We start from the raw sequence: 24,916 nt of genomic DNA, 5'->3' as shown, positions 1-24,916 counted from the left end.
AAGAGAAGCTTTTTTTATTTCATGATTTGATTCAGGGTAAAGTCAGGAGTTGAAATCATATTACTTTTATGCAAGGCCCTATCCTGAATTTGAATATCCAGTCGAATAGTGTCATTTCTAAAGATAGACCTCCATCCAAGAGACTGCATGGAGTATTGAATAGTCCCTTCAATTGCCCTTGGGTTGTCAGATGAAAGTATTAGTGGAAATCTACCATTGAAGGTTGTGTAATATGGTGCGTCAGACCATTTGAACTCCTGGTAATTTCCATTTCTTTTGATAAAAAATTGTACGAAAATATTGTTGAAGTCCGGGTTTTGTTCAACCCAGACGGTATCCTTGACTTCTACATTGTCTACTATTGGGTTAACAGCCCAATCAATCGGGTTGTAATCGGGGGCATTGGCCGGCCGGTTCGAATAGGTGATCAAGTTTCCTTGGCTGTCTGTAAGGTATTCTAATGGGTGAAATGGTGGGTCGATATCCCTAGCGTCGAGACCCAAATCACCTTCAGCGTCCTTGAACCTTAGAGCAATGATTAAGGAATCTGCAGCATTATCCATTTCAACATAAGAGATATCTGAAAAGTTAATTTCAGGGACTGTTGGGAAATTGTCAGGAGGGGATACGCAGGCTCCCGTTAAAAAAGTTAATATCAAGACATATATAGAGCTCTTTGCTTTCATATTTGCTTGTAATGATTGATTAAATATACCTAATCTTAAATTTGCTTAAATTTGTCCACTATAGATAATAAAACGATGAATTATTTCAAAAGTTTTTCAGAGCAATTGGAAAGATTGGATGCTTCAAACTTCGATGAGTTAGCATTAAGTTTATTTAGGTTCCAAGCCAGAGAAAACACGGTATATAAAGCCTATTTGGATGCAAGAGGTATAAAACCTGAAAATGTTAATAGGGTGAAAGATATTCCATTTTTACCGATTGGTTTTTTTAAATCTCATCAGGTGGTATGTGGAGATCCTGCCATGTACAGTGACTTCTATTCAAGCAGCGGCACAACAGGGCAAATTACCAGTCGACATTATATTTGGTCCAGTGATTTTTATTTAAATCATTCTGTAGAGCTTTTTGAGTCATTCTATGGATCACTTGAAGACTTTCATGTACTTGCGCTTTTACCAGCCTATTTGGAAAGAAAGGGAAGTTCTCTTGTTGCGATGGCAGACTGTTTTATTAAGAAGTCTAATTCAGAACATTCTGGTTTTTATTTATATAATTATCAAGAACTCATTGAAAAGCTAAGGTATTTAAAGGCAGCTGGAGATTGCAGAAAAGTGCTGCTGCTAGGAGTTACCTTTGCATTATTGGATTTGGCTGAGCAATTTGCTGACCAGTTTCCGCAAATTGAAAATCTGATTGTAATGGAAACAGGGGGAATGAAAGGCCGTAGAAAAGAAATGATCCGAGAAGAGGTTCATAATATATATAAGGATGCTTTTAAAATAAGTTCTGTTCATTCGGAGTATGGAATGACAGAGTTGATGTCTCAGGCGTATTCAAAAGGTGATGGAAAATACTTTCTACCTAAGTCTATGATGGTTTTTCTAAGGGATGTAAACGACCCTTTGTCATGGAGTTCAAAGGCTCAGGGAGGAGTGAATATTGTTGATTTGGCCAATTTTCATTCTTGTGCTTTTATTGAAACCCAAGATTTAGGAAAATATAGTGAGGATGGTAGTTTGGAAATACTTGGGAGATTTGACAACAGTGAAGTGAGAGGCTGCAATTTAATGGTCAATTAATTTTGTATTCCTTACATAAATAATAATATTTGGTTTAGATCAAATATTATTATCATGAGAAAACTAGCAGCAGTTATTTTAGCTTCTTGCCTTTTGGCATTGGGAGCATGCGCCTCAAGTAAGCCTTGTCCAGCATATGCTAAGGCGATGGATAGCCAAGAAGTAAAAGGATAAAAAAATACGCTGATTTAATAGTCAGCGTATTTTTTTATGTCCTCTAAAGTGATCTTTTGGTTGCATAGGATAACTAGTCTCTCTACTACATTCCTTAACTCTCTGATATTTCCAGTCCACGGAAATTGTTGAAGCTGTTCAATGGCCTCTTTATCAATATCCTTTTTTGAAGTGCCATATTCTTTGGCGATATCAGAAAGAAATCTGTCCACCAATAAAGGGATATCTTCTTTTCTTTCTTTTAGTGCAGGGACTTGGATGAGAATGACGCTTAGTCTATGGTAAAGGTCTTCCCTGAAATTATTTTCCTCGATTTCCTTTTTAAGATCCTTATTGGTAGCTGCCAGTACCCTGACATCTACTTTAATGTCCTTATCTCCTCCAACTCGGGTGATTTTATGCTCTTGAAGAGCCCTCAGTACCTTTGCCTGAGCAGAAAGGCTCATGTCCCCAATTTCATCCAAGAAAATAGTGCCTCCATTGGCCTGTTCAAATTTGCCCTGTCGCTGTTTGTTTGCGGAGGTAAAAGCTCCTTTTTCATGTCCAAACAATTCACTTTCGATCAATTCAGAGGGGATGGCCGCGCAGTTGACGGCAATAAAAGGGGCACTGGAGCGGTTACTCTTTTGATGGAGCCAGTGGGCTACCAATTCTTTACCTGTTCCATTAGGGCCAGTGATAAGTACCCTGGCATCTGTTGGGGCTACCTTTTCAATAGTTTCCTTTACTTGGCTGATAGCTTCGGACTCACCAACCATATCCAGTTTTTTAGAAAGCTTTTTCTTTAAAACTTTGGTTTCTGTCACTAGATTATTTTTGTCGAGTGCATTGCGCACCGTTAGTAATAATCTGTTCAGGTCAGGTGGTTTGGGAATGAAATCAAAGGCACCCTTTTTGGTGGCTTCGACGGCAGATTCAATTGAGCCGTGGGCGGAAATCATGATAAACTGAGGTTGTTTATCCATTTTGCTGACCTTATCAATCACTTCTAGCCCATCCATTTTAGGCATCTTGATATCACATAGCACTAGGTCAAAGTCTTGACTTTCGATCATTTTGAGTCCTTCAACTCCATCTTGGGCCTCAAAAATTTCATAATTTTCGTATTCTAAAATTTCTTTAAGGGTCGACCTGATGACTTTTTCATCATCAATAATCAAGATTTTCTGCATACAAATTATGTTTAATAAAAGTAAAAAGTGCAAGTCTATAAGCCGGGTTCTGTTACCATCAAAAGATGGTTCTTGTCATTTATCTGGCCCTGACCTCGCAGTCAGGATCTATCGATCTACCCACCCCGGTTTCCGAAAATGACAAAAGCCATTTTGGATTGAACGAGCAGCTCTTGGACCGGGGCCTATTTGATCTTTCAACCCATAAGGTTTACCATGCAACTTTGGTTACCCGAAGCCCGGTGGGCTCTTACTCCACCTTTTCACCCTTACCCCGATAACAACCGGGGCGGTTTATTTTCTGTGGCACTATCTGTAACAAAGCCGTCACCAGCTTTGCCCCTTCCCGTTAGGAAGTATGGCGCTCTATGTTGCCCGGACTTTCCTCCCTAATTACCTCTTAAGAAGCAATCATGGCGACAAGTTGACTTGCACGGTGCAAATTACGGGATTTCCCGTGATATTTGTGAACTAATAGCAGTAATTGTACCAATTTGAATCATAATCCCTATTAGTTTTCCTAACTTTGCAATAGGAAAATAGAGAGTTATGATATTAGTAGGAAACGCAGTACTTAGTGATGATCTAAAAGAGCATTTCTTTGTTTGTAATTTAGAGAAATGTAAAGGGGCTTGTTGTGTGGAAGGTGATGCCGGAGCTCCATTGGATGATGAGGAAACAGAAATTCTTGAAGGAATTTATCCAAAAGTAAAAAAGTACCTTACAGAAGCAGGAAGAAAAGCCATTGAGGAGCAAGGAACCTGGGTATATGATATGGATGGGGACAAAGGGACTCCTACTGTCGGTGAAAACAAGGAATGTGCATATGCAATCAAAGATGATAAAGGGATACTTAAATGTGGGATAGAAGAAGCGCATATTAATGGTGAGATAGATTATAAAAAGCCCATAAGCTGTCATTTATATCCAGTGAGAGTGACTAAATATGACGAGTATGACGCTTTGAATTATGATAGATGGGATATTTGTAGCCCTGCATGTGGTCTAGGTAAGGAGTTGAATGTCCCAATTTATAAATTCGTAAAAGATGCTTTAATCCGAAAATATGGAGAAGCATGGTATGAGGAGTTGGTTTTGGATATTGAAGGAGGAAATAAATAGAATTGATAAAAGATGACCTTCTTCTCAATAAAGAAGGTTGTCTTTTTGCCTTATCCTTGAGGGATAGTCATTCTTTATAATTCTTCTGATGCCTTCTAAATAAGAAGTTGGTTTGAAAAAGAAGAGCTCTTCAAATTTTTTGCTATCAAATATATATGGCCTTTCATATTGATAAAGCATTTCATTAAGTTCCTTCATAAATGGAACAAAGATTTCAGATATATTGAAAATCCATTTAGGGATTAATTGATAGTTTGGGTTTACAGCCATTTCTTTAGCTACCATGTGAATCCATTCTTTTCCCGAGGGAGGATTTGACGCGGTAGGAAGGTGCCATATTTGGTTAAAAGCGTCTGGAGTATTTCCTAAAAGGGCTGTTGCTTTACCAGCGTCAGGGGTATAGGTAAATGAATGTGGGCAATGGCTGTTGCCGAACCATTTGGCAGATTTGCCTTTAGAAAGAGGTTTGAAAACCATTTCCGTCATAATGCTTTTCATTGGAGTCGATGGCCCATAAAAGTCAGCTGATCGGGCTATTAGTGCATTAAGTTTTTTCTTGGCAGTAGCTTCCATTAGTTTGTCAGCTATTTGAGCTCTGATTTTTCCTTTTTTACTAATAGGAAGTACAGGTGTGGATTCAGTCATTTCTCCAAGATGAGATGCGTCATACATATACACGTTGTCGAAAAATACTAGCTTAATGTTTTGCTCTGAACATACTTTTACGACATTATTCATGACCTTGGGCCAAGCCTCTTGCCAAATTCTTGTTTTATAGGGAAATCCGATAGTTAAGTAAGCTACAGAGGAACCGCGCAAAGCGTTTTGCGTTTGTTTGAGGTCTAGAAGATTTGCTGGAAAAGCTTCGTCATCGGGGTTGACCACCTTGGGTTGTCTACTCACCAGTCGAACCTTATCGGTATAGGTGTTTAATTCCTTTGCCAACAAAGTTACAATTATTCCTCCTGATCCAAGTATTGTTTGCATAGGCGGTGAGTTTTGAAGTGAACAATCCTCAATATACTTTAAAAAATGGCAAGAATCTTTAAGACATGTAGAAAAATATGAGTTGGAAAGGAGAAGGAGTTATATTATAAAGGATCCATAGGTGGATTTTACTTGTAAATATGAGGTATGAAAAGCTGATTTTACGGTACAACTCTATTTTGTTATGTTTTAGCTATTATACGCTAGGTATAGTAGGTTCTGATTACTCGATTTCTGATAGAAAAGCACTATTGTTTAAACTTTTTCTTTTAAAAGTTTAACAAAGTGAAGAGTAAAAACTACTAAATATAATGGATGAATTATAGGATAATGATGATGAAATTAGTTGATTAAATATTGATAGTCTTGAGCTTACTTATTTGTGCGGGATATTAAAAGTTGTGTTTTAAGTTTAGGACTAGGATCATAAGTGAAACTCAAATAAAATTTTTAGGTTATTGATTGATAAATATTGTTAATTGATTTACAAATTATTGTTATTCATTTTTAAGTTTTTTAAATGTAAATAAATGTAGTTTAAATTATTTTTTTTGTAGTTCAAATTAGGTAAATTCATATCTAATAAACTTAACTAATGATGGAAAACTTTTATGCTGCTAATATCCTGAACAAGGTTTGGGGTTTAGCTTTGATCACATTTATTATTGCAGTTTCAGCCTGCAACGAGGTCGATCCTAAAGACACCGTCCCATCTACTGGGAATGAGAAAAAGTGTTATTCCCCTGAAAGTGCATGGGCTATTGGTTCAAGATTTACTACTGATGGAAAAAGAGTGAAATATGTTGATATACCAGTATATGACGCGAGTAAAGGGAATGGTGCTGAGATAAAATGGGTTTATTTAGAATCTGTAATAAGTGAAGAGGCTATTGGTGCTGTTAAGCTCAAGGAATTATTGGATGTGGAAATTCCTGAAGGGGCAAGTCCCGGAGATTATCTGAAACTTTCTGTTAGGATTGATGAAAAAGGTTGGTCTTATGTACCTGATGTTAAAAATATTAAGATTGGAGGCTTTGATGTGCTTCCTGAGGGCGCCATTTCAATAGAAATGTTAACCACACATTTAGGTACTTCAACAAAAAAGACAGGAGATGAATGGGAGTATTATGAGGTAGTTGTTCCTCGCCATCCTTATTACTCAGTGTATGTGGAGTCCCAATATGAGATACCATGTGAGGAATAAAAATATTTTTTTATCTCCGTCTTAGTAAGTTGATTTGTACCCTGTTAATATATTTAATATGGGTATTAAAAAGGCTATTCTTAATTGAGAATAGCCTTTCCTTTTTATCTATTATGATCTTTTATCCTTTGATTACTGAGAAATCAAAGGTTTCCAGGAACTTCGTAGTGAAATTACCAGCCTTGAATTCTTCATCATCCAAAAGGGCAAGATGGAAAGGTATTGTAGTCTTAATACCGTCGATTACAAATTCTTCCAATGCTCTTTTCATTCTTACGATAACTTCGTCTCTGGATTGGCCGCTAACAATAAGCTTGGCAATCATGGAATCGTAATTAGGTGGGATCATATAGCCCGCATAAACGTGGCTATCTACCCTTACACCTCTACCACCGGGAAGGTGTAGGTTGTTAATCTTTCCAGGGCTAGGGCGGAATCCATTTGCAGGGTCTTCGGCATTGATTCTACATTCCATTGCATATAACTTTGGATAGTAGTTTTTGCCAGAGATAGGTATTCCTGCAGCAACTTTGATTTGTTCTTTGATTAGGTCAAAATCAGTAACCTCTTCAGTGATTGGATGTTCTACCTGAATCCTGGTATTCATCTCCATAAAGTAGAAGTTTCTATGTTTGTCTACCAAAAATTCAATAGTACCGGCACCTTCATAACCAATGGCTTCAGCCCCTTTGATAGCTGCTGTTCCCATGGCTTCGCGAAGTTCATCTGTAATGAATGGAGATGGGGTTTCTTCAACCAATTTTTGGTGTCTTCTTTGAATGGAGCAGTCTCTTTCTGAAAGGTGGCAAGCTTTACCTTTGCTGTCGCCGACAACCTGAATTTCAATGTGTCGAGGCTCTTCTACAAATTTCTCCAGATAGAGTCCATCATTTCCAAAGGCAGCTCCTGATTCCTGACGGGCATCATCCCATGCTTTCTTGAATCCGCTTTCCTCATGAACAATTCTCATTCCTCGTCCACCACCTCCCGCAGTTGCTTTAAGGATAACAGGGTAACCCATTTCACTGGCTATCTTGATGCCTTGTTCCATGGTTTCCAAAAGTCCTTCAGAACCAGGTATAGTAGGTACACCCGCTTCTTTCATAGTGGCTTTGGCCGTGGCCTTGTCGCCCATTTTATCAATCATGTCAGAACTGGCACCAATAAACTTGATGTTGTACTCTTCACAGATTTTTGAGAATTCAGCATTTTCGGATAAGAATCCATATCCAGGGTGAATGGCATCTGCATTGGTGATTTCGGCAGCGGCAATGATTCTTGGGATATTAAGGTAGGATTCCCTACTTGGAGCAGCTCCGATGCATACGGCTTCGTCAGCAAACCTTACGTGCAAACTGTCTTTGTCAGCAATAGAGTAAACCGCTACTGTTTTGATTCCCATTTCCTTACAGGTACGGATAACTCTAAGGGCGATTTCTCCTCTGTTAGCAATTAGTATTTTATTAAACACGATATATATCTAGTTTGTATAAAAAAAGAATTATCCAGCTGGATCTACCAAGAAAAGAGGTTGGTCATATTCTACAGGAGAAGCATTGTCAACCAATATTTTAACGATTTTTCCAGAAACTTCTGATTCGATTTCGTTGAACAGTTTCATGGCTTCGATGATACATACAGCTTGTCCTTGCTTCACGCTGTCACCAACAGATACAAATGGATCTGAGTCAGGGTTAGGAGTGGTGTAGAAAGTACCAATCATTGGAGACTTGATTTCTACATAATTAGCATTGTCTGCTGGCGCCGGTGCCGGAGTGCTTTCTGCAGCCGGAGCTGGAGCCGCAACAGGTGCTGGAGCTGCAGCGACAGGAGCAGCCTGTTCTGCAGCTTTTACTACTTGTGTTTCTGAAGCATTCTTTTTGATTGACAGCTTAAACTCGTCAGTCTCGATTTTCACCTCGGCCAAACCCGAGTTAGAAATAAAATCTATTAGTTCTTGGATTTCTTTCGCTTTCATAATTTTTTAGTTTTCTAAAACTCTAATATACATAGAGTTATTAATGGCCAATTAAAAACACTAAGATACTTGCCCACAGAGCAAGTATCTTAAAAATTATTTTACTCTTTCAGAATAGGATCCATCTCTGGTATCCACTTTAATAAGGGTGTCCTGGTCTACAAATAAAGGCACCATTACCGTAGCACCTGTTTCCAATGTGGCAGGTTTTAATGCATTTGTAGCAGTATCCCCTTTGATTCCGGGTTCGGTATAAGTGATCATAAGTTCCACAAATGGAGGTAACTCCACACCTAAAGGTGTATCTGTCTCATCATGGATCAAAATGTCAACTAACTGACCTTCTTTCATTAGGTCAGCTCTTTCTATTAATTTTTCCTCAATGGGAATTTGTTCAAAAGTAGTGGTGTCCATGAAGTGATGCCCCATGTCATCTGCATACAAAAACTGGTGTTGCCTTCTTTCTACCCTTGCTGTTGTGATTTTTTCCCCAGCATTAAAGGTCTTATCAAGTACCTTTCCAGTAGTTAGGCTTTTCAATTTGGTCCTGACAAAAGCAGCACCTTTCCCAGGTTTTACGTGCTGGAATTCCACAATGGAATAGATATCATTGTTGAACTCCATGCATAGACCATTTTTGAAATCTGCAGTACTAGCCATTTTGATTATTTGATTTGTTAAATATAATTATTTTGGATCGTAGCCCCATTTTAGATAAACTGAGCCCCATGTAAATCCACCACCAAAGGCGGCAAGGATTAGGTTATCTCCCTTCTTTAGTTTGGATTCATAATCCCATAAACATAGAGGGATGGTTCCTGCTGTAGTGTTTCCGTAATTTTCGATATTGATCATCACCTTTTCAGGTCCCACATTCATTCTGTTGGCTGTGGCATCGATGATTCTTTTGTTAGCCTGATGGGGTACCAACCAAGCTATATCATCTCCTTTAAGGTTGTTTTTCTCCATTATTTCAGCACTCACTTCAGCCATGTTTGTAACCGCAAATTTAAATACGGTTGAGCCTTCTTGGTAAGCGTAGTGTTGCTTGGCTTTTACTGATTCTATACTTGCTGGGATTTGGCTACCGCCAGCTTTAATGTGCAAGAATGGAGCGCCTGATCCGTCAGAATGGTGAATTGAATCCATAACTCCAAGTTCCTCTGTAGTTGGTTCTAGAAGAACTGCTCCACCACCATCTCCAAAGATGATGCAGGTGGTTCGGTCTTCATAATTTACAATAGAAGACATTTTATCTGCTCCTACGACAATCACTTTTTTGTGCATGCCAGTTTCGATAAACTGACTACCCATTGTAAGTGCGTATAAAAATCCCGAACAGGCTGCAGAAATATCAAAACTGTAACTGTTTTTCGCTCCTACTTTGTCTGCAATGAGATTGGCACAGGAAGGGAAGGGCATATCTGGTGTTACAGTGGCACAGATGATCAGGTCAATGTCTTCAGGATTGGTGTTGGTTTTTTCCAACAAGCCTTTGACTGCATTGGCGCCAATTACCGAAGTGCCTTGATTTTCTCCCTTAAGAATTCTTCTTTCTTTAATGCCGGTTCTACTGGTGATCCAGTCATCACTGGTCTCAACCATTGTTTCCAGCTCTTTATTAGTGAGGATATAGTCGGGAACCCATCCATTCACTCCGGTTATAACAGCTCTAGTTTTTTCCATTTAATTAATGTTTTGGCAAATGCCTATCCGCATGGCGTGGATGATGTTGGCAATTGCACTTTGGATACTCCTTTTGTGACAGGATTTTGCTTTGCTGATGTCACAAATTAAATTAGGCTTCCAAAATTATTTAAAATGTGCCTTACCACCAAGTAATTTTACAAGTAGAATCCTAAAAGCCACGTTTTTAAAAGCAAGTCACTACGATAACTGCGGCTCAAGCATAAAAAAATCCATTTAGGACCATGCCCAAATGGATTTAGTTTTTTGTAATTAGCGTATGCGCAACTTACTAAAATGTTTTCAGCTTATGCAAGCACTTCTTTTTCAATGATCACCTGTCCTTTGTAGTAAAGTTTACCGTCTAGCCAGTAAGCTCTGTGAGGAAGGTGGTACTCGCCAGTTGTAGGGCATTGAGCCAAACCAGGAGCGGTCAACTTGTAATGCGTTCTTCTCTTGTCTCTTCTGGTTTTCGAAATTTTTCGTTTAGGATGTGCCATCTCTATACAATTTTTAGATTAATCTTTTTTCTTAATACTTTTTAATGCTTCCCATCTGGGATCTATCGGGTCATCAGTTTTTTCTGGTTGAGCAGTATCCTCTACTTCATCCTCTTCATCTTCTGACCAATATACAAACTCGCCCGGGCCATCCATTTCATCTTCATCATCCCTGTAGTCCGGGTGAAGCTTCTTGGCTGGTAAGGCAAGAATAATAAACTCATAAATCAATTGGGCAACATTGATACTTGGAGTGTCTCTTGTGATCATGAATATTTCTTCATTGATCTCTTGTTCCTCGGGGCCATATTTGTAGATGATTTTCTGATCTGCGTCCAGCGTTTGATTGAATTTTTCCAAACTTCTGTCACAAGTCAGCTCTACTGTGCCCTGTATCTTATATGTTGCTTCCAATAAGTTTGCTTCCTTATTAAGCAAAACCGTGACTTTCATGTCACCTTTTTCCACCATTTCATTATCCTTGAAATGGGAGAAGAAATCATCATTTATATCGAAGGTGAATTCATGCTTTCCTTCATTTAATTTGATGATGTCAATATCGAAAGCTCTCCAGAATTTCACTATTCCTCCTGATAATTTAAGACCGCAAATTTAGTGAACTATTTTAGAAATATAAAATCTGTCACTAATTTATTTTATTTACTCTTCTTCCCAATCCTCTTTTTGGGAGATTATATCCATGGCTGTAAAGATAGCAGCGCGCATAGAACCCTCATCAGCAATGTTTTTTCCAGCAATATTATATGCTGTTCCATGATCCGGTGATGTCCTGATAACAGGCAATCCCGCAGTAAAGTTTACGCCAGATTCAAAAGCTAATGTTTTGAAAGGAATTAGGCCTTGGTCATGGTACATGGCCAGGATTCCATCGAATTTCATTTGGTGCATCATGCCGAAGAATCCATCCGCTGCATAAGGGCCAAAGATCATATGGCCCTGATCTTTGAATTCGCGGATTGCAGGCTTGATCACTTCTTCTTCCTCCTTGCCTAAAAGTCCGTCCTCCCCAGCATGAGGGTTCAGCCCTAACACGGCAATTTTTGGTTTTTGTATGCCAAAGTCCTCTTTTAATGACTTTAACATTATTTTTAATTTCTGTTTGATTTTTTTTCCGGTTACATTTTGGGCGACTTCTGCCAAAGGAACATGTCCGGATACCAGACCTACTCGTATATCTTCTGCCACCATGAACATCATGCTTTCCTTGGCTTCAAAGGCATTGGTCAAGTATTCTGTGTGGCCGACAAATTTCAATTCTTCAGAATTGATGTTGTTCTTGTTGAGCGGGGCTGTCACAATACCGTCGATCTTTTCTGCCTTAATGTCTTCTATGGCTTTGTCCAAAGCGGCAAGAGCCATTTTTCCTGATTCCTGAGTTTCTACGCCTGGCATTACCTCTGGGCAGTTTTCAGTTACATTAATGACATTGATCTTTTTAGGGTGTACCTCATCAATATTTCGGATTTGCATAAAATTAAAATCCTCCATTTTGAGCAATTTTCTGTAAAAAGTAATTGCTTTCCCGTGAGCATAAATTACAGGAGTGATTTGTTTCAAAACCCTGTTATCCATTAATGCCTTCATGGTTACTTCGGCACCAATGCCATTAATGTCGCCTATGGTAATACCAATGATGGGTTTATTTTGTCTCTGATTCATGAGTGATCAATTAGAAATGTTTTTCAAAAACTGGGTGATTAGCCTCACACCAAATCCAGTTCCACCGGTTGTCTTATAATCCTCTCCCGATTTGATAAATGCTGGACCAGCTATATCAATATGGATCCAGTTATAATCAATAAAATGCTCAAGGAATTTACCAGCAGTAATCGCACCAGCTGTCGGGCCTCCCAAGTTGGTGATGTCTGCAATGGAGGATTTTAATTGGTCTCCATATTCATCCCAGAGCGGAAATTCTACTAAGCGCTCAAATACCTCTTGGCTGGCAATCTTGAGAAAGCTTTTTTCCTCATCGTAGGCTTTGCCCATCATGACTGCTCCTTCTTTGCCCAGCGCACTAGCTGCTGATCCGGTCAGAGTAGCAAGGTCAATGACCAATTTAGGGTCATACTTTTTGGCGTAAATCAAGGCGTCAGCCAAAATCAATCTCCCTTCAGCATCGGTATTGAGTATTTCTACTGTTTTTCCGTTTGCAAAGGTAATGATATCTCCTGGAGTTACGGCATTAAAACCTGGTCTATTATCAGTTGCTGGAATCAATCCAATGACTTCCATGGGTAACTTAAGCTGGGCCACAGCACAAATAGTTCCAATTACCGCAGCAGCACCGGCCATATCTGCTTTCATGAAGTCCATTGAGTTAGGGGTAGGCTTAAGGCTCAATCCGCCAGTATCATACACGACTCCTTTGCCCACCAAAACAATAGGCTTTTTGAATTTTCTGCCAGTTTTGGGCTTATAGTGCAAAATGGAAAATGTAGGGGGGATTTCACTACCTGCATTTACAGCCTTTAGGCCAGCCATTTTTAACGAGTTAATTTGCGCTTTATTCAGTACCTCCGTTTCAAATCCGTACTTACTCCCCAGCCTCTTGATTTCCTCACCTAGCTTTAATGCATTAAGGTATATTACAGGCTCATTAACCAAGTCCCTTGCTTCAAAAGTTGCGACTGTCATATATAGCAATTCTTCTAAATTGCTTTCTTCAGCAATCGGGCAATGGATTTCCAGTGTGCTGATAGGGTTTTTCCTATCACTTTTGTATTTGTCAAATTGATAGGAAGCTAAGACGAGTCCTTCAACAAATGCAAGGAATAGTTTTTCAGATTTTCCGAAAAAATACACCTTTGCTTGATTGATATCTTTTATGAATGCCCATGCTTTTGCTCCGGATTTTCTGGAAAACTCTAGTTTATAGGCGCCCTCATCATGTCTTTTTGGCTTGATAAATAGTAGATTACATTTATCATCCGCAAAAGTCAATTCTCTTTTTTTATTTTTAAAAAGCTGTTCTTTGATAAAGCCTTTTTTATCATCTGCTAAAGGAAGATTTTGTATTTCGTCTTCTTGAGAGATGAAAATTACTCCTGCTTCTGAAAGAAGATTTTTTGGAGAGTCTAATAATCTTATGGCAGTTAGCATATATTGTCTTAATTTTGGTTGGCAATTTAGTATAATTTTATCAGAGAACTAAAGATGGAGAGAGTCAGAGCAAAAAAGCATTTGGGGCAGCACTTCCTTACCGATCTAGGTATTGCGGAAAAAATTGCCAAGTCTGTCACAGGACATCTGGGCGTGAAGCAGGTTTTAGAGATCGGACCAGGTATGGGAGTACTGACGGACTTTCTTTTGGAGGAAAAGTGGGACCTGTTTCTGGTGGATATCGATAAGGAATCGATTGCCTATTTGCACAAGAAATATCCGCAACTGGGAGAGCATATTATTGATGCGGATTTTTTGCAGTATGATTTTTCAAAGGTAATAGAAGGGGAATATGTCATTGCGGGGAATTTCCCTTATAATATATCGTCTCAGATTTTTTTCAAAGTTCTCGCTGAGCGGAATAAAGTGACCGAAGTAGTATGTATGCTTCAAAAAGAGGTGGCTCAGAGAATTGCCTCTCCGCATGGCAATAAAGACTATGGGATACTAAGTGTACTTTTACAGGCATTTTATGATATTGAATACTTGTTTACTGTACCTCCCACTGTTTTTGACCCACCGCCCAAAGTAGATAGCGGAGTGATCAGGTTGAAAAGAAATGATGTAAAAGTTCTGGATTGCAATGAGAAGTTGTTCTTCAGGGTGGTGAAACAGGGTTTTAGCACAAGGAGAAAAACACTTAGAAACGCACTTAAGTCAATGGGCTTGTCAGATGAAATGAAACAGGATCCAATTTTGGACAAGAGGGCTGAGCAACTAGATGTATCGTCTTTTATTTCCTTAACCAATAAACTGGAAGCATCTTGGAAAAAATAAAAGAGTTTGAGTTATCCAAAGAGTACCTCGAATCCTTAAAGGAGAGCATTGAGGCTGGTGATGCAGTGTCCATACGCGAGTCGATTGACGGGGCGAATGAGGCCGATGTTGCGTCGTTACTCGACGAGTTGGATATGGAGGAGGCCCTGTATGTACTGAGGACACTTGATAAGGCATTTTCTGCAGATGTACTGATAGAGTTGGATGAAGAATCGCAGTTCAAAGTGGTGCAAGAAATGGATTCTGTCGAACTGGCTGGCCTGCTGGATAATATGGAGTCCGATGATGCGGTGGATATCTTGAACCAGCTTGTAGTCAAGGATAGGGAAGAGGTTATCAGCAATATCCAGGAAAAAGAAAAGTCAGGGTATATTCAGGAGCTTCTTAGATATGAAGAGGGAAGTGCCGGTGCCTTGATGGCCAAGGAATTTATTAAAGCTAACCTCAATTGGACCGTAGTTCAAACCATAGAAGAAATTCGGCGGCAAGCTGAAAATGTTGAGAAAATTTATTCCATCTATGTGGTGGACAATAAAGAAAGCCTCATTGGAAGGGTGGCTTTGAAAAAAATCATCCTTTCTTCTTCCAACACCAAGATCAAGGATATTTACGAAGAAGATATTATTTCTGTTCCTACTTATATGGATGAGGAGGAAGTGGCTGAAATCATGCGCAGGTATGATTTGGAGGCCTTGCCTGTGGTGAATGCGAAAAACAAATTGGTTGGTAGAATTACTGTTGATGACGTTTTGGATGTGATCCGCGAACAGGCAGAAGAAGATATGCAGGCCATGACGGGTATTTCGGATGACGTTGAAGAATCCGATTCAGTTTTCAGACTTTCCAAAGCTAGGCTTCCGTGGTTGATGATAGGCATTATTGGAGGTTTAATGGGGGCTCGGATAATAGGAATTTTTGATGAAGGTTTGAGCAAATATATTGAACTTGCCTCCTTCATACCTTTGATTACGGCCACAGGAGGAAATGTGGGGATCCAGTCATCATCTTTGGTAGTGCAATCTTTAGCTGCTAAATCTGTTTTTGCCGAAAGCATAGGAAAACGTTTCGCAAAGGTGCTTTTGGTAGCCATTCTTAACGGGATAGTCCTAGGGTTGATCGTTTTTGGAACGGTAGTGTTTGTTTATGGAAATAAAGTGGAGTTTGGTATTGTAGTGGGGCTGGCTTTATTTAGTGTCGTTCTTTTGGCATCCTTTATGGGGACAGTAACTCCTATTGTTTTGGATAAAATTGGAATTAATCCGGCAATGGCTTCAGGCCCGTTTATTACAACAGCCAATGACCTTTTGGGCTTAGCGGTCTATTTTCTAGTAGCGATGATGCTATTAAATTTGTAATCTGTTTGCCATTGGCGGAACAGTCACCCTAATAGAAATTAACTTATATATGAGAATTCTAATTATTGATGATATGCATGAAAGCATTACGCCTCTTTTGGAAGAGTTGAGCTTTCAAGTGGATTATAGGCCAGATATTAAAAGGCCGGAAATTGAAGAAATTGTAGCAGGATATGAAGGATTGATTATTCGATCCAAAACACCAATGGATAGGCCTCTTTTGGAAAAGGCGAGTAAATTGAAGTTTATAGGCCGAGCAGGTGCCGGTTTGGACAAGATAGACTTGGATTATATTGAAGAACATGATATCAAGCTTTTTCATGCGCCTGAAGGTAACAGGGATGCTGTTGGGGAACATGCGATAGGGATGTTATTGGCACTTTTTAATCATATCGGAAAAGCCGATAAAGAGGTGCGAAAAGGTATCTGGGATAGAGAAGGAAATAGAGGAGAGGAGTTGAAAGGAAAGACTGTTGGTGTTTTTGGTTATGGTAATATGGGAAGTACTTTCGCAAAAAAGCTGAAGGGTTTTGAGGTGAGTGTGCTTGCTTATGATAAGTACAAGGAAAACTATGGTGATGAATATGCCACCGTAGCGAGCTTTGAGGAGATTCAAGAAAAGGCAGATGTGCTCAGCATCCATGTGCCTTTGACACCAGAGACAAGGAATTTCTTTACTTTGGAGGTATTGATGGGATTTAAGAAGCCTTTTTATCTAATCAATACTGCTAGGGGTGAAGTGATCAGCTTTGATACCTTGAACAAGGCTTTGTCAAATGGCCAACTAAAAGGAGCTTTGTTGGATGTTTTGGAGAATGAAAAGTTAAAGACTTTAACTGCTGAACAAAAGCTATCTTTTGAAGAACTCTGTGAGAGGGAAAATGTCTTGTTCAGTCCGCATATTGCAGGTTGGACTTTTCAGTCCTATGAGAAAATCAATCAGGTGCTGGTAGGGAAGATCCATGAGGCATTTCCTTTAAAATAGATTTGGGAAAAAAACAATCTAAACCTTAAGATTGTATTATCGTTACGTAATGATTATATTTGCCTTACACGCAAATAAAAGCAGGATTTGAACAACGGTCTTCAGCAATGAGACCGTTCTTTTATTTTTCAAGCTTTGTTAAATTAATTTGACTATGGGAAAAGTACAATATTATACTGAAGAAGGACTTAGGAAGTTAAAAGATGAACTTCAGCATTTGAAGACGAAGGGAAGGCAAGATATTGCCAAGCAGATTGCAGAAGCCAGGGATAAGGGAGACCTTAGTGAAAATGCAGAGTATGATGCAGCTAAGGATGCTCAAGGTCTTTTGGAATTGAAAATTTCCAAATTGGAAGAAGTGGTTGGAAATGCACGTGTATTGGATAATTCGAAAATGGATACATCCAAGGTAGGTATTTTGAGTACTGTGAAAATAAAAAATGTCAAAAATGGCATGACGGTAGCTTATACCTTGGTATCAGAGGAAGAGGCTGACCTGAAAGCCAATAAGATTTCTTTGTCCTCTCCATTCGGTAAAGGTTTGTTAGGGAAGAAGGTAGGAGAGATAGCTCAGATAAATGCTCCTGCAGGAGTTGTTGAGTTCGAAGTATTAGAGATTAATTACTAATTATATCAATCCCGATGGAATTCCAATCGGGATTTTTTATTTTTATCCCATGGCAAGTATTTTTACAAAAATCATTAACAGAGAGATTCCGGGTCATATAGTGGCTGAGGATGATAATTATATCGCTTTCCTTGATATCATGCCTTTGGTGAAAGGTCATGTTTTGGTAGTTCCTAAAAAGGAGGTGGATTATATCTTCGATTTAGAAGATGATTTATTGGCCGGTTTACACTTGTTTTCAAAAAAAGTATCCAAGGCCATTGATAAGACGATTAAATGTACAAGAGTAGGCGTAGCCGTGATTGGACTGGAAGTTCCTCATGTCCATGTACATTTGGTGCCATTAAACAGTATGGATGATATTAACTTTACACGCCCTAAACTGAAATTGGATAATGAGGAAATGGCTGCTATTGCTGAAAAAATTAAGAAAGAAGTAAAACTTTAACTATTAACTGTAAAAAAGCCTTGCTATTTGAATTAGCAAGGCTTTTTGTTTTATTCATTTGGATAAGGGATATATACAAAATTGGTAAAATCTTGGTCTATTACAAATAAGCAGCAATACTCATCAGGATCCTTATAGGACTTTTTGAAATCTTCAATGGATTTTTCATCAATCAACTTTCTTTGGATAAATTCATCCAAATAGGTAATATAATAATTCCAATCAACTTTGATGTCTTTATTTCCGATAAGCAATTGACCAATGGCCTGTTCTGTTTTGCAAACTGGGAAAATAGGGTGCTCAGAGAATTTTCTGGATCGTATTTGGTAAGAAGCTTCTTTAAGTGTGTCGGCTACTTTGACAAAGTCCTTTGTAATGGTGCCTAAGTATTTGCCATTCAATTCCGGATCATTATCGTCTCTTATCATGATGATTTTAAGGTCAGTAAAACTACATTTTCTACATGGTAAGTCTGCGGGAACATGTCCACAGGCTGTACCTTATCTACTTGGTATTTTTCTCCCAGAAGAGCCACATCCCTCGCTTGGGTAGCAGGATTACAACTTACGTAAACAACCTTAGGAGCTTCTAATTTCAGCAACATATTGACCACGTCCTCATGCATGCCCGCTCTTGGAGGATCGGTAATGATTACATCTGGAGCAGCATGTTCATGAATGAAGTCATCGTTTAATATATCCTTCATGTCCCCTGCATAGAATAAGGTGTTCTCCAGGCCATTTACTTCAGCGTTGAGTTTAGCGTCTTCAATAGCAGCATCCACATATTCAATGCCTATAACCTGCTTTGCTTTTTTAGCGACAAAATTTGCGATAGTTCCTGTGCCAGTATATAAATCATAAACTACCTCATCGCCTTTAAGGTCAGCAAACTCTCTGGCGACTTTATATAGTTGATAGGCCTGTTCAGAATTGGTTTGGTAAAAGGATTTTGGCCCAACCCTGAATTCAAGTTCTTCCATTTTTTCTATGATATAGTCTCGCCCCTTGAAAGTATGGATCTCTTGATCGTGGAAAGTCTCATTTTTCTTAAGGTTGATGATGTACAATAGTGAGGTGATTTCTGGAAAACGGTCGGCCAAGAATTCCATTACCTTTTGGATATCAGCAGGCTGATCTTCTCCAAACTGAACGATTACCATGGTTTCACCTGTAGAGCTGGTTCGGATGATCAGGTTTCTTAGCAAGCCTATTTGCTGGATCATGTCGAAGAAGGTGATACCATTTTCCAAAGCAAACTTCCTCAGTTCATTCCTTACATCATTGGATATCCCGCCTTGAAGGTAGCAATGGTCAACATCTACTATTTTATCAAAACGCTTTGGTATATGGAAGCCTAGGGCATTTCTTTCAAAATCCTTTCCAGATTCAATTTCTTCACGTGTTAGCCAACGGTTATTGGAAAAGGTGAAATCAAGTTTGTTTCTGTAATATTGGGTATCGGCAGAACCAATGATGGGCAATACCTCTGGAATGGGCACTTTTGCAATCCTACTAAACTGGTCTAGTACTTGTTGTCTTTTGTAAGATAGTTGAAGGGTGTAATTAATATGCTGCCATTTACATCCTCCGCATACTCCAAAATGTGCACAAAAAGGATCTACTCTGTCTTCTGAGTATTTGTGTATTTTGATCGCTTGCCCTTCCATGAAGCTGCTTTTCCCCTTGGTAATACGAACATCAACCACATCTCCAGGGGCAACTTGTGGTACGAAAACCACTTTCCCCTCGTAGTGGGTTACACATTTGCCCTCTGAGGCAATCCGCTCAATAGTAAGGTTTTCCAGAACCTTATTTTTCATCTTTCTCGACATAGGCTGCAAAATTAATCATAATCTTTGAAATGGGATAAGGTTTTGGAGGAAGAGAATCGACTGCGTTAGTTGAGTTTGTCAGATAAATAATTAAGTACTGTATATTAGTCTTTTGGGATCGGGGTATTCAGAACTTCTTTTTCAAGAAATTTCCAAATAAGTGGAAATGATTATCTTTAGGTTTAAAGTAAAGTATTAGAATGAAATTTAAGGATAAAGTTGTGATTGTAACTGGTGCTACTTCTGGGATAGGAGAGGCATGTGCGTTGGCATATGGAAATGAAGGGGCCAAAATAGTGATTACTGGTAGAAACCAAGTCAAGCTTGATAATAGCCTTAAGAAGTTAGCGGATGCAGGTTTGGAGGCCAAGGGGATTTTGGCAGACGCGGGAGTGGAAGCGGATAACAAAAGAATGGCTGAAGAAGTAATTAAGCACTTCGGAAAGATTGATGTTTTGGTCAATAATGCAGGTATTTCCATGCGGGCACTATTCGAGGAATTGGACACATCTGTATTCCATAAAGTAATGGATACCAATTTCTGGGGGACGGTGTATGCAACCAAGTATTGCTTACCATCTATTCTTGAAAATAAGGGGTCTGTTGTAGGAGTGTCATCTATCAATGGTTATAGAGGTACCCCGGCTAGAACAGCTTATACTGCCAGTAAATATGCCATGAATGGTTTTATGGAGTCTTTACGGACAGAAGTAATGAAAAGGGGAGTGCATGTACTAGTGGCTTGCCCCGGCTTTACTTCTTCTAATATTAGGAATAATGCACTTACTGCAGATGGTAGCTCTCAAGGTGAGTCTCCTCGAATTGAAAGTGATATGATGAGTTCGGAAGAAGTGGCCAAGCATATTGTTAATGCAACCTATAAGCGGAAGAGAGATTTGGTTTTGACCAGGGAAGGGAAATTGGCTGTGTTTTTGAACAAGTGGATTCCAGGAATAATGGATGGAATTGTTTACAATCATATGGCAAAGGAAAAAGATTCCCCTTTTAAATAATTATTATGATACAAGATGTCTTTCAGGTTTATATGAACAGGCTGATGGATTTGTCTGCTAAAAACAGGTCCATCCACCTTTCAAGGGTAATAGCTTCCCAAATGATAGACCTGAAGGACCTTGAATTTTTGGAGTATGACAATGCCTTCGATTATATCCAGGAATTGCTGGGTAGAAAGAAGAAGATCCCATTGATCAAAGTAGCAGATGCGAGGGATAAAAATATCAATCAGGTTTCAAACCGCCTTAAGCGAATCAACCAATATGTAAAGTTGACTGAGGAGGAAAGTGGTGAGAAAAGCCTTTTTGTGGCTTGGCCTTTTGTGGAGGGCAAACTGCCCAATGATCAGATTATTAGATGCCCACTGCTGTTTTTTCCTGTTAAGTTGATTCAAGAGGGGAACTATTGGTATTTACAAAAAAAATCTGGAGATCAGCCTTTTATCAATAAATCATTTTTGTTGGCTTATGCCCATGCCCATCAGAGTGAATTCAAAAAAGATTGGTGGGAAAATGCCATAGAAAACTTTCCTAAAGAGCCCAGACCTTTTTTGACTGAGCTTTATCAGTATCTTAAAAAAGAACTTACCCTCAATTTTAACCAGGATTTGTTTGAAGGAAAGCTGGATGCTTTTGGAGAAAACAGTCCAAATGAAAGTGAAAAGTATTTTAAAACTGGTGTGCTGAAGCTACAGCCCAATGCAGTTTTGGGACAATTTTCCCAGAAGAGTTCCTTTCTGATCAGAGACTACGAGGAGCTTGGGCAAAAATATACTTCAGAAAACCTAGAAGAGCTTTTCATGGATTGGTTTGTTCAGGATGAGGAACAAACCTTGTCCTTGAAAGAGGGAAATCTGTTCAATACATTCCCCATGGATGCCAGTCAAGAGGAAGTCCTCAAAACAGTCAGAGAAGGCGGTTCTTGTGTGGTGCAAGGCCCTCCTGGGACAGGTAAATCCCAATTGATCTGTAATTTGGTGACTGATTTTATTTCCAGGGGAAAAAAGGTGTTGGTGGTTTCGCAAAAAAGGGCGGCTCTCGAGGTAGTCAATTCGAGGCTTAATGAGCAGGGCTTTTCAGGATTTTTAGCTTTAGTTCATGATTTCAGGGCAGATAGAAATAGGCTATTCAAAAAAATAAGTGATCAAATCCAATCTTTGGAACGCTACCAAGAGCTCAATAGAAGTTTGGATGCCATCCAATTGGAGCGGAATTTCAGTCAGACTGTAAGGACGATTGAGACGCATTCGGAGTTTTTGGAAGATTATAGACATGCACTTTTCAATACAGAAGAGTGTGGAGTGCCGATCAAGGAGCTATATATCAGTTCTGATTTTCGGGAGGAACATTTTAATCTTACTCAGTATTATAAAAATTACCATTGGAATTCGCTGGATGAGTTTCTACGTGATTTTAAGGAGTATATATATTACCAACCTAGATATGAAAGTCCAGACTCATTTTGGTTGCACCGGGTAGACTTTGCCCAATTTACCCCCAATGTTATCCATCGCTTTAAAGAGAATCTGGAGGAAATAAAAGAGCTGAAGCAAACAGCTGAAAATATTTTAGGGAATCTTCTCTACCAGCCTTTTGAATTTCCTTTGGTTTACCAATCGTTTGAATATAGGAGTAGGCTAGAAGAGCTACAGGAAATAGTGTCTAATGAGGAGATTTTCCAAAGCCTCAAAAAGCTTATGAAGTATCCGAAAGGAGAACTCGACAGGCTATGGTTGGAAAATAAAGTGGATGTTGTGAAAAAATTGCTTTCTGAGGAAGGGATTGAGTGGACTGTAAGTGATAAATATGTGGAGGCTGTTTACCAAAAAGTCCTTCATGTTCTTCAGATGAAAGGATCCTGGTGGAAGTCAATTAGCTTGATTTTTTATAGAAAAGAGTACAAAGGAGTTTGGGATTTATTAAAACGGAATGGGCTTAATCGTGATAAGGAAGGACTGAATTTGTTGGTTAAAATGCTGGAAAACCGTCTGAACCTTAATCACCAGTATACTTTGCTAAACCGTAAGGAATGGGTGGAAATGCCCGCCAAGCCATTCGATTTTACAGTATTCAACCATCAGTTCCACGTGCTCACAGAGGCTTTGAAGGCTAAGTTTATATTAGAGGATTTGGGAATGCTTTCTCCATATTTGGTTTTTGAAAAGACAGATTTTGACCAATATAGACTAGTACTACAAGAATTGATCGGAGTCAATGGTTTGATTGAAATGAAAACTTCCCAGTGGAAGAATTATTTCAGTACTATTCAGATCAAACACCTACTTACAGCCTCCAATGATGAGAAGTTGGAAATGGTGAAACGTACCATCACGCAGGATTTTTCTGAAATAGTAGCCTTGGACAGGTTGAAGAGGAAATTGCGCACTGTGGATGTAGAGGTGATCAATAAGCTGATCGATACTTATCCAAATAGAAGCTTTGAAGAATTACAAGAGGTGTTTCTGAAGGGCTTGAAATTCAGTTGGATAGAACATATTGAGGCAAAGTATCCCATTTTGCAGGAGATTAGCCTTCAAAAAGTAAAAGATATCCTCGAGGAATTTACTGTTTCAGTAGAAGAGAAGATCAAAGTAAGTCGATTTATCGCTGAGTTAAGGGTAAGGGAAAATACTTTTAAAAAACTCGAATATAATAGGCTCAACAATTTGATTACCTATCGGGACCTTTTGCATCAGGTCAGTAAGAAAAAGAGGCTTTGGACTATTAAAAAACTGATAGAAGAATTCGAAGCGGAAGTTTTTAAACTGGTGCCCTGTTGGTTGGCTTCTCCAGAAACCGTTTCAGCCCTTTTCCCATTGGAAAGCAGGTTTGATCTGGTGGTTTTTGATGAGTCTTCACAGTGTTTTGCGGAAAGAGGACTACCGGCCATGCTCAGGGGAAAACAAGTTGTTGTAGCAGGGGACAGTCAGCAGCTACAGCCCTTTGATCTTTATAAAGTTCGTTTGGAATCAGAAGAGGAAGGAATAGAATTGGATTCCAATTCCCTTTTGGACCTGGCTTCAAATTACTTTAAGAAATATGCATTGGACGGTCATTACAGAAGTAAGAATTTATCACTGATAGAGTTTTCCAATCGACATTTCTATAATAATAAACTTACCATGTTGCCTGAAATGAATTCTCTTAATGAATCAGTACAGGCCTATAAATGGAAGAAGGTAGATGGCATTTGGGATAAGCAGTCCAACAAGGTTGAAGCTGAAGCTGTGGTGGAAGAAATAAAGGGAATTTTAAAAGATAAGCCAGAAGTGGAAATAGGCGTGATCACTTTTAATTATTTCCAAATGGAGCTGATTGCTGAACTTATTTCCCAAGATAGCTCAGTGTCCTCAGCGAAAGTAAAAGTGAAGAATATTGAGAATGTTCAGGGAGATGAGTTTGATGAAGTGATTTTTTCTATTGGTTATGCCAAGAATAAATCGGGGAAATTTACAGCGAATTTTGGTTTATTGTCCAAGGAGGGTGGGATCAATAGGTTAAATGTGGCTGTAACTCGAGCTAGAAGTAGAGTGGTGGTAGTTAGTAGTATTACTTCTAAGGACTTTAAGCATAGGCAACTGCTCAATCAGGGAGTTAAAATGCTGCACGATTATTTGGCATATGCAGAACAGGTAGCTGCTGGGGATAAGCTCGTGATCCAAGAAAGGGATACTACAGGCTTTGAAAGTTCATGGTATTTGAAGGACAAATTACTGGGACTCTATGGGAATCATGAATTAAAGAATAATTCCATTTCACGAATAATGGATTTGGAGTTGCTTGAGGGAGATAAATACATTGGGGCTGTACTGACAGATGATAACCGTCTTTTCGCTTCCAAAACAGCTAAGGAGGCTTTTGTATACCATCCGCAGTTGTTAAGGCAAAAGGGCTGGCACGTAGTCTTCGTCTTTAGCAGACAGTATTGGCTTGATCATGAAGATTTATTGCAGACCAAACTGATGATGGCAAATAAAAAGAGGCTGTCTCAAAACAAGAGTTAAAAAAGCGAGATAGTCGATTTTAGCCAATAGAGGCCGATTAATGAAAATCGGCCTCTATTTTTTTTGACTTACAGTCAATTCAGCTCTGGATTCTTTGTTT

General features: G+C 39.1%; 23 protein-coding genes and 1 other RNA gene. 10 read left to right on the top strand and 14 right to left on the bottom strand.

All coding sequences use genetic code 11. The annotated features are described in order from the left end of the window. Positions 1-14: 14 nt before the first annotated feature. Positions 15-686, bottom strand: coding sequence for a hypothetical protein (locus tag KMW37_RS18870; protein WP_215226216.1), 672 nt, complete (start codon positions 684-686; stop codon positions 15-17). A 75-nt stretch (positions 687-761) separates the two neighbouring features. Between KMW37_RS18870 and KMW37_RS18865 the strand changes: the two genes are divergently transcribed. Further along, positions 762-1,766 carry an acyl-CoA synthetase family protein gene (locus tag KMW37_RS18865; RefSeq protein ID WP_215226215.1) on the top strand — a complete coding sequence of 335 codons (1,005 nt, stop codon included), beginning with the start codon at positions 762-764 and terminating at the stop codon, positions 1,764-1,766. Positions 1,767-1,954: 188 nt separating this feature from the next. On the opposite strand, the gene KMW37_RS18860 is transcribed toward KMW37_RS18865, so the two are convergent. Together KMW37_RS18860 and rnpB are read right to left on the bottom strand one after the other, a co-directional pair. Beyond that, entirely contained in the window at positions 1,955-3,112 is a 1,158-nt protein-coding gene (locus KMW37_RS18860) for a sigma-54-dependent transcriptional regulator (protein ID WP_215226214.1), read from the bottom strand. A gap of 22 nt (positions 3,113-3,134) precedes the next feature. Continuing rightward, an RNA gene (rnpB, locus tag KMW37_RS18855) (RNase P RNA component class A) lies at positions 3,135-3,548 on the bottom strand. 113 nt (positions 3,549-3,661) lie between these two features. Between rnpB and KMW37_RS18850 the strand changes: the two genes are divergently transcribed. After that, positions 3,662-4,234, top strand: coding sequence for a DUF3109 family protein (locus tag KMW37_RS18850; RefSeq protein ID WP_215226213.1), 573 nt, complete (start codon positions 3,662-3,664; stop codon positions 4,232-4,234). 24 nt (positions 4,235-4,258) lie between these two features. Here KMW37_RS18850 and KMW37_RS18845 read toward each other — a convergent pair whose 3' ends face one another. Further along, the gene (locus tag KMW37_RS18845) at positions 4,259-5,221 is read right to left on the bottom strand and encodes an NAD-dependent epimerase/dehydratase family protein (protein WP_215226212.1); all 963 of its coding nucleotides are present in this window, start codon (positions 5,219-5,221) and stop codon (positions 4,259-4,261) included. Between the two features lie 595 nt (positions 5,222-5,816). Between KMW37_RS18845 and KMW37_RS18840 the strand changes: the two genes are divergently transcribed. Further along, positions 5,817-6,425: a hypothetical protein gene (locus tag KMW37_RS18840; RefSeq protein WP_215226211.1), complete on the top strand. Its 609-nt coding sequence runs from the start codon at positions 5,817-5,819 to the stop codon at positions 6,423-6,425. Positions 6,426-6,546: 121 nt separating this feature from the next. Here KMW37_RS18840 and accC read toward each other — a convergent pair whose 3' ends face one another. The 8 genes from accC to KMW37_RS18800 all read right to left on the bottom strand — a co-directional run bounded on the left by accC (position 6,547) and on the right by KMW37_RS18800 (position 13,712). Continuing rightward, positions 6,547-7,896 carry an acetyl-CoA carboxylase biotin carboxylase subunit gene (gene accC / locus KMW37_RS18835; protein ID WP_215226210.1) on the bottom strand — a complete coding sequence of 450 codons (1,350 nt, stop codon included), beginning with the start codon at positions 7,894-7,896 and terminating at the stop codon, positions 6,547-6,549. Between the two features lie 30 nt (positions 7,897-7,926). Further along, positions 7,927-8,403 carry an acetyl-CoA carboxylase biotin carboxyl carrier protein gene (accB, locus tag KMW37_RS18830; RefSeq protein ID WP_215226209.1) on the bottom strand — a complete coding sequence of 159 codons (477 nt, stop codon included), beginning with the start codon at positions 8,401-8,403 and terminating at the stop codon, positions 7,927-7,929. Positions 8,404-8,499: 96 nt separating this feature from the next. Continuing rightward, complete coding sequence (gene efp / locus KMW37_RS18825; protein ID WP_215226208.1) at positions 8,500-9,063, bottom strand: elongation factor P; 564 nt, start codon at positions 9,061-9,063, stop codon at positions 8,500-8,502. 27 nt (positions 9,064-9,090) lie between these two features. Then, positions 9,091-10,089: a beta-ketoacyl-ACP synthase III gene (locus tag KMW37_RS18820; RefSeq protein WP_215226207.1), complete on the bottom strand. Its 999-nt coding sequence runs from the start codon at positions 10,087-10,089 to the stop codon at positions 9,091-9,093. Between the two features lie 308 nt (positions 10,090-10,397). After that, positions 10,398-10,589: a 50S ribosomal protein L32 gene (gene rpmF / locus KMW37_RS18815; RefSeq protein ID WP_015264052.1), complete on the bottom strand. Its 192-nt coding sequence runs from the start codon at positions 10,587-10,589 to the stop codon at positions 10,398-10,400. 18 nt (positions 10,590-10,607) lie between these two features. Next, complete coding sequence (locus tag KMW37_RS18810; RefSeq protein ID WP_215226206.1) at positions 10,608-11,171, bottom strand: YceD family protein; 564 nt, start codon at positions 11,169-11,171, stop codon at positions 10,608-10,610. A gap of 78 nt (positions 11,172-11,249) precedes the next feature. Further along, positions 11,250-12,269, bottom strand: a complete 1,020-nt coding sequence (gene pdxA, locus KMW37_RS18805) for a 4-hydroxythreonine-4-phosphate dehydrogenase PdxA (RefSeq protein WP_215226205.1) — start codon at positions 12,267-12,269, stop codon at positions 11,250-11,252. Positions 12,270-12,275: 6 nt separating this feature from the next. Continuing rightward, positions 12,276-13,712 carry a leucyl aminopeptidase family protein gene (locus KMW37_RS18800; RefSeq protein ID WP_215226204.1) on the bottom strand — a complete coding sequence of 479 codons (1,437 nt, stop codon included), beginning with the start codon at positions 13,710-13,712 and terminating at the stop codon, positions 12,276-12,278. 54 nt (positions 13,713-13,766) lie between these two features. Here KMW37_RS18800 and rsmA point away from each other — a divergent pair, with 54 nt between their 5' ends. The 5 genes from rsmA (at position 13,767) to KMW37_RS18775 (ending at position 17,965) form a co-directional block, all read left to right on the top strand. Further along, positions 13,767-14,549, top strand: a complete 783-nt coding sequence (rsmA, locus tag KMW37_RS18795) for a 16S rRNA (adenine(1518)-N(6)/adenine(1519)-N(6))-dimethyltransferase RsmA (protein ID WP_215226203.1) — start codon at positions 13,767-13,769, stop codon at positions 14,547-14,549. Next, complete coding sequence (mgtE, locus tag KMW37_RS18790; protein ID WP_215226202.1) at positions 14,537-15,904, top strand: magnesium transporter; 1,368 nt, start codon at positions 14,537-14,539, stop codon at positions 15,902-15,904. The genes rsmA and mgtE overlap by 13 nt, the downstream gene beginning before the upstream one ends. 49 nt (positions 15,905-15,953) lie before the next feature. Then, complete coding sequence (locus KMW37_RS18785; RefSeq protein ID WP_215226201.1) at positions 15,954-16,889, top strand: 2-hydroxyacid dehydrogenase; 936 nt, start codon at positions 15,954-15,956, stop codon at positions 16,887-16,889. Positions 16,890-17,043: 154 nt separating this feature from the next. Next, a complete protein-coding gene (gene greA, locus KMW37_RS18780; RefSeq protein WP_215226200.1) occupies positions 17,044-17,517 on the top strand; it encodes a transcription elongation factor GreA in 474 nt (157 codons plus the stop codon). 49 nt (positions 17,518-17,566) lie between these two features. Beyond that, positions 17,567-17,965 carry an HIT family protein gene (locus tag KMW37_RS18775; RefSeq protein WP_215226199.1) on the top strand — a complete coding sequence of 133 codons (399 nt, stop codon included), beginning with the start codon at positions 17,567-17,569 and terminating at the stop codon, positions 17,963-17,965. Positions 17,966-18,015: 50 nt separating this feature from the next. Here KMW37_RS18775 and KMW37_RS18770 read toward each other — a convergent pair whose 3' ends face one another. After that, positions 18,016-18,393 carry a hypothetical protein gene (locus KMW37_RS18770; protein WP_215226198.1) on the bottom strand — a complete coding sequence of 126 codons (378 nt, stop codon included), beginning with the start codon at positions 18,391-18,393 and terminating at the stop codon, positions 18,016-18,018. Further along, entirely contained in the window at positions 18,390-19,799 is a 1,410-nt protein-coding gene (gene rlmD, locus KMW37_RS18765) for a 23S rRNA (uracil(1939)-C(5))-methyltransferase RlmD (RefSeq protein WP_215226197.1), read from the bottom strand. The genes KMW37_RS18770 and rlmD overlap by 4 nt, the downstream gene beginning before the upstream one ends. 200 nt (positions 19,800-19,999) lie before the next feature. On the opposite strand from rlmD, the gene KMW37_RS18760 reads away from it, so the two are divergent. Together KMW37_RS18760 and KMW37_RS18755 are read left to right on the top strand one after the other, a co-directional pair. Further along, positions 20,000-20,812 carry an SDR family oxidoreductase gene (locus KMW37_RS18760; protein ID WP_215226196.1) on the top strand — a complete coding sequence of 271 codons (813 nt, stop codon included), beginning with the start codon at positions 20,000-20,002 and terminating at the stop codon, positions 20,810-20,812. A 5-nt stretch (positions 20,813-20,817) separates the two neighbouring features. Continuing rightward, positions 20,818-24,816: an AAA domain-containing protein gene (locus tag KMW37_RS18755; RefSeq protein WP_215226195.1), complete on the top strand. Its 3,999-nt coding sequence runs from the start codon at positions 20,818-20,820 to the stop codon at positions 24,814-24,816. Positions 24,817-24,916 lie beyond the last annotated feature (100 nt).

This window comes from Echinicola shivajiensis (assembly GCF_018642165.1).
Classification (GTDB): Bacteria; Bacteroidota; Bacteroidia; order Cytophagales; family Cyclobacteriaceae; genus Echinicola; species Echinicola shivajiensis.
The sequence above is the reverse complement of the archived record's forward strand: the minus strand, read 5'-3'. Positions and strand labels throughout refer to the sequence as shown.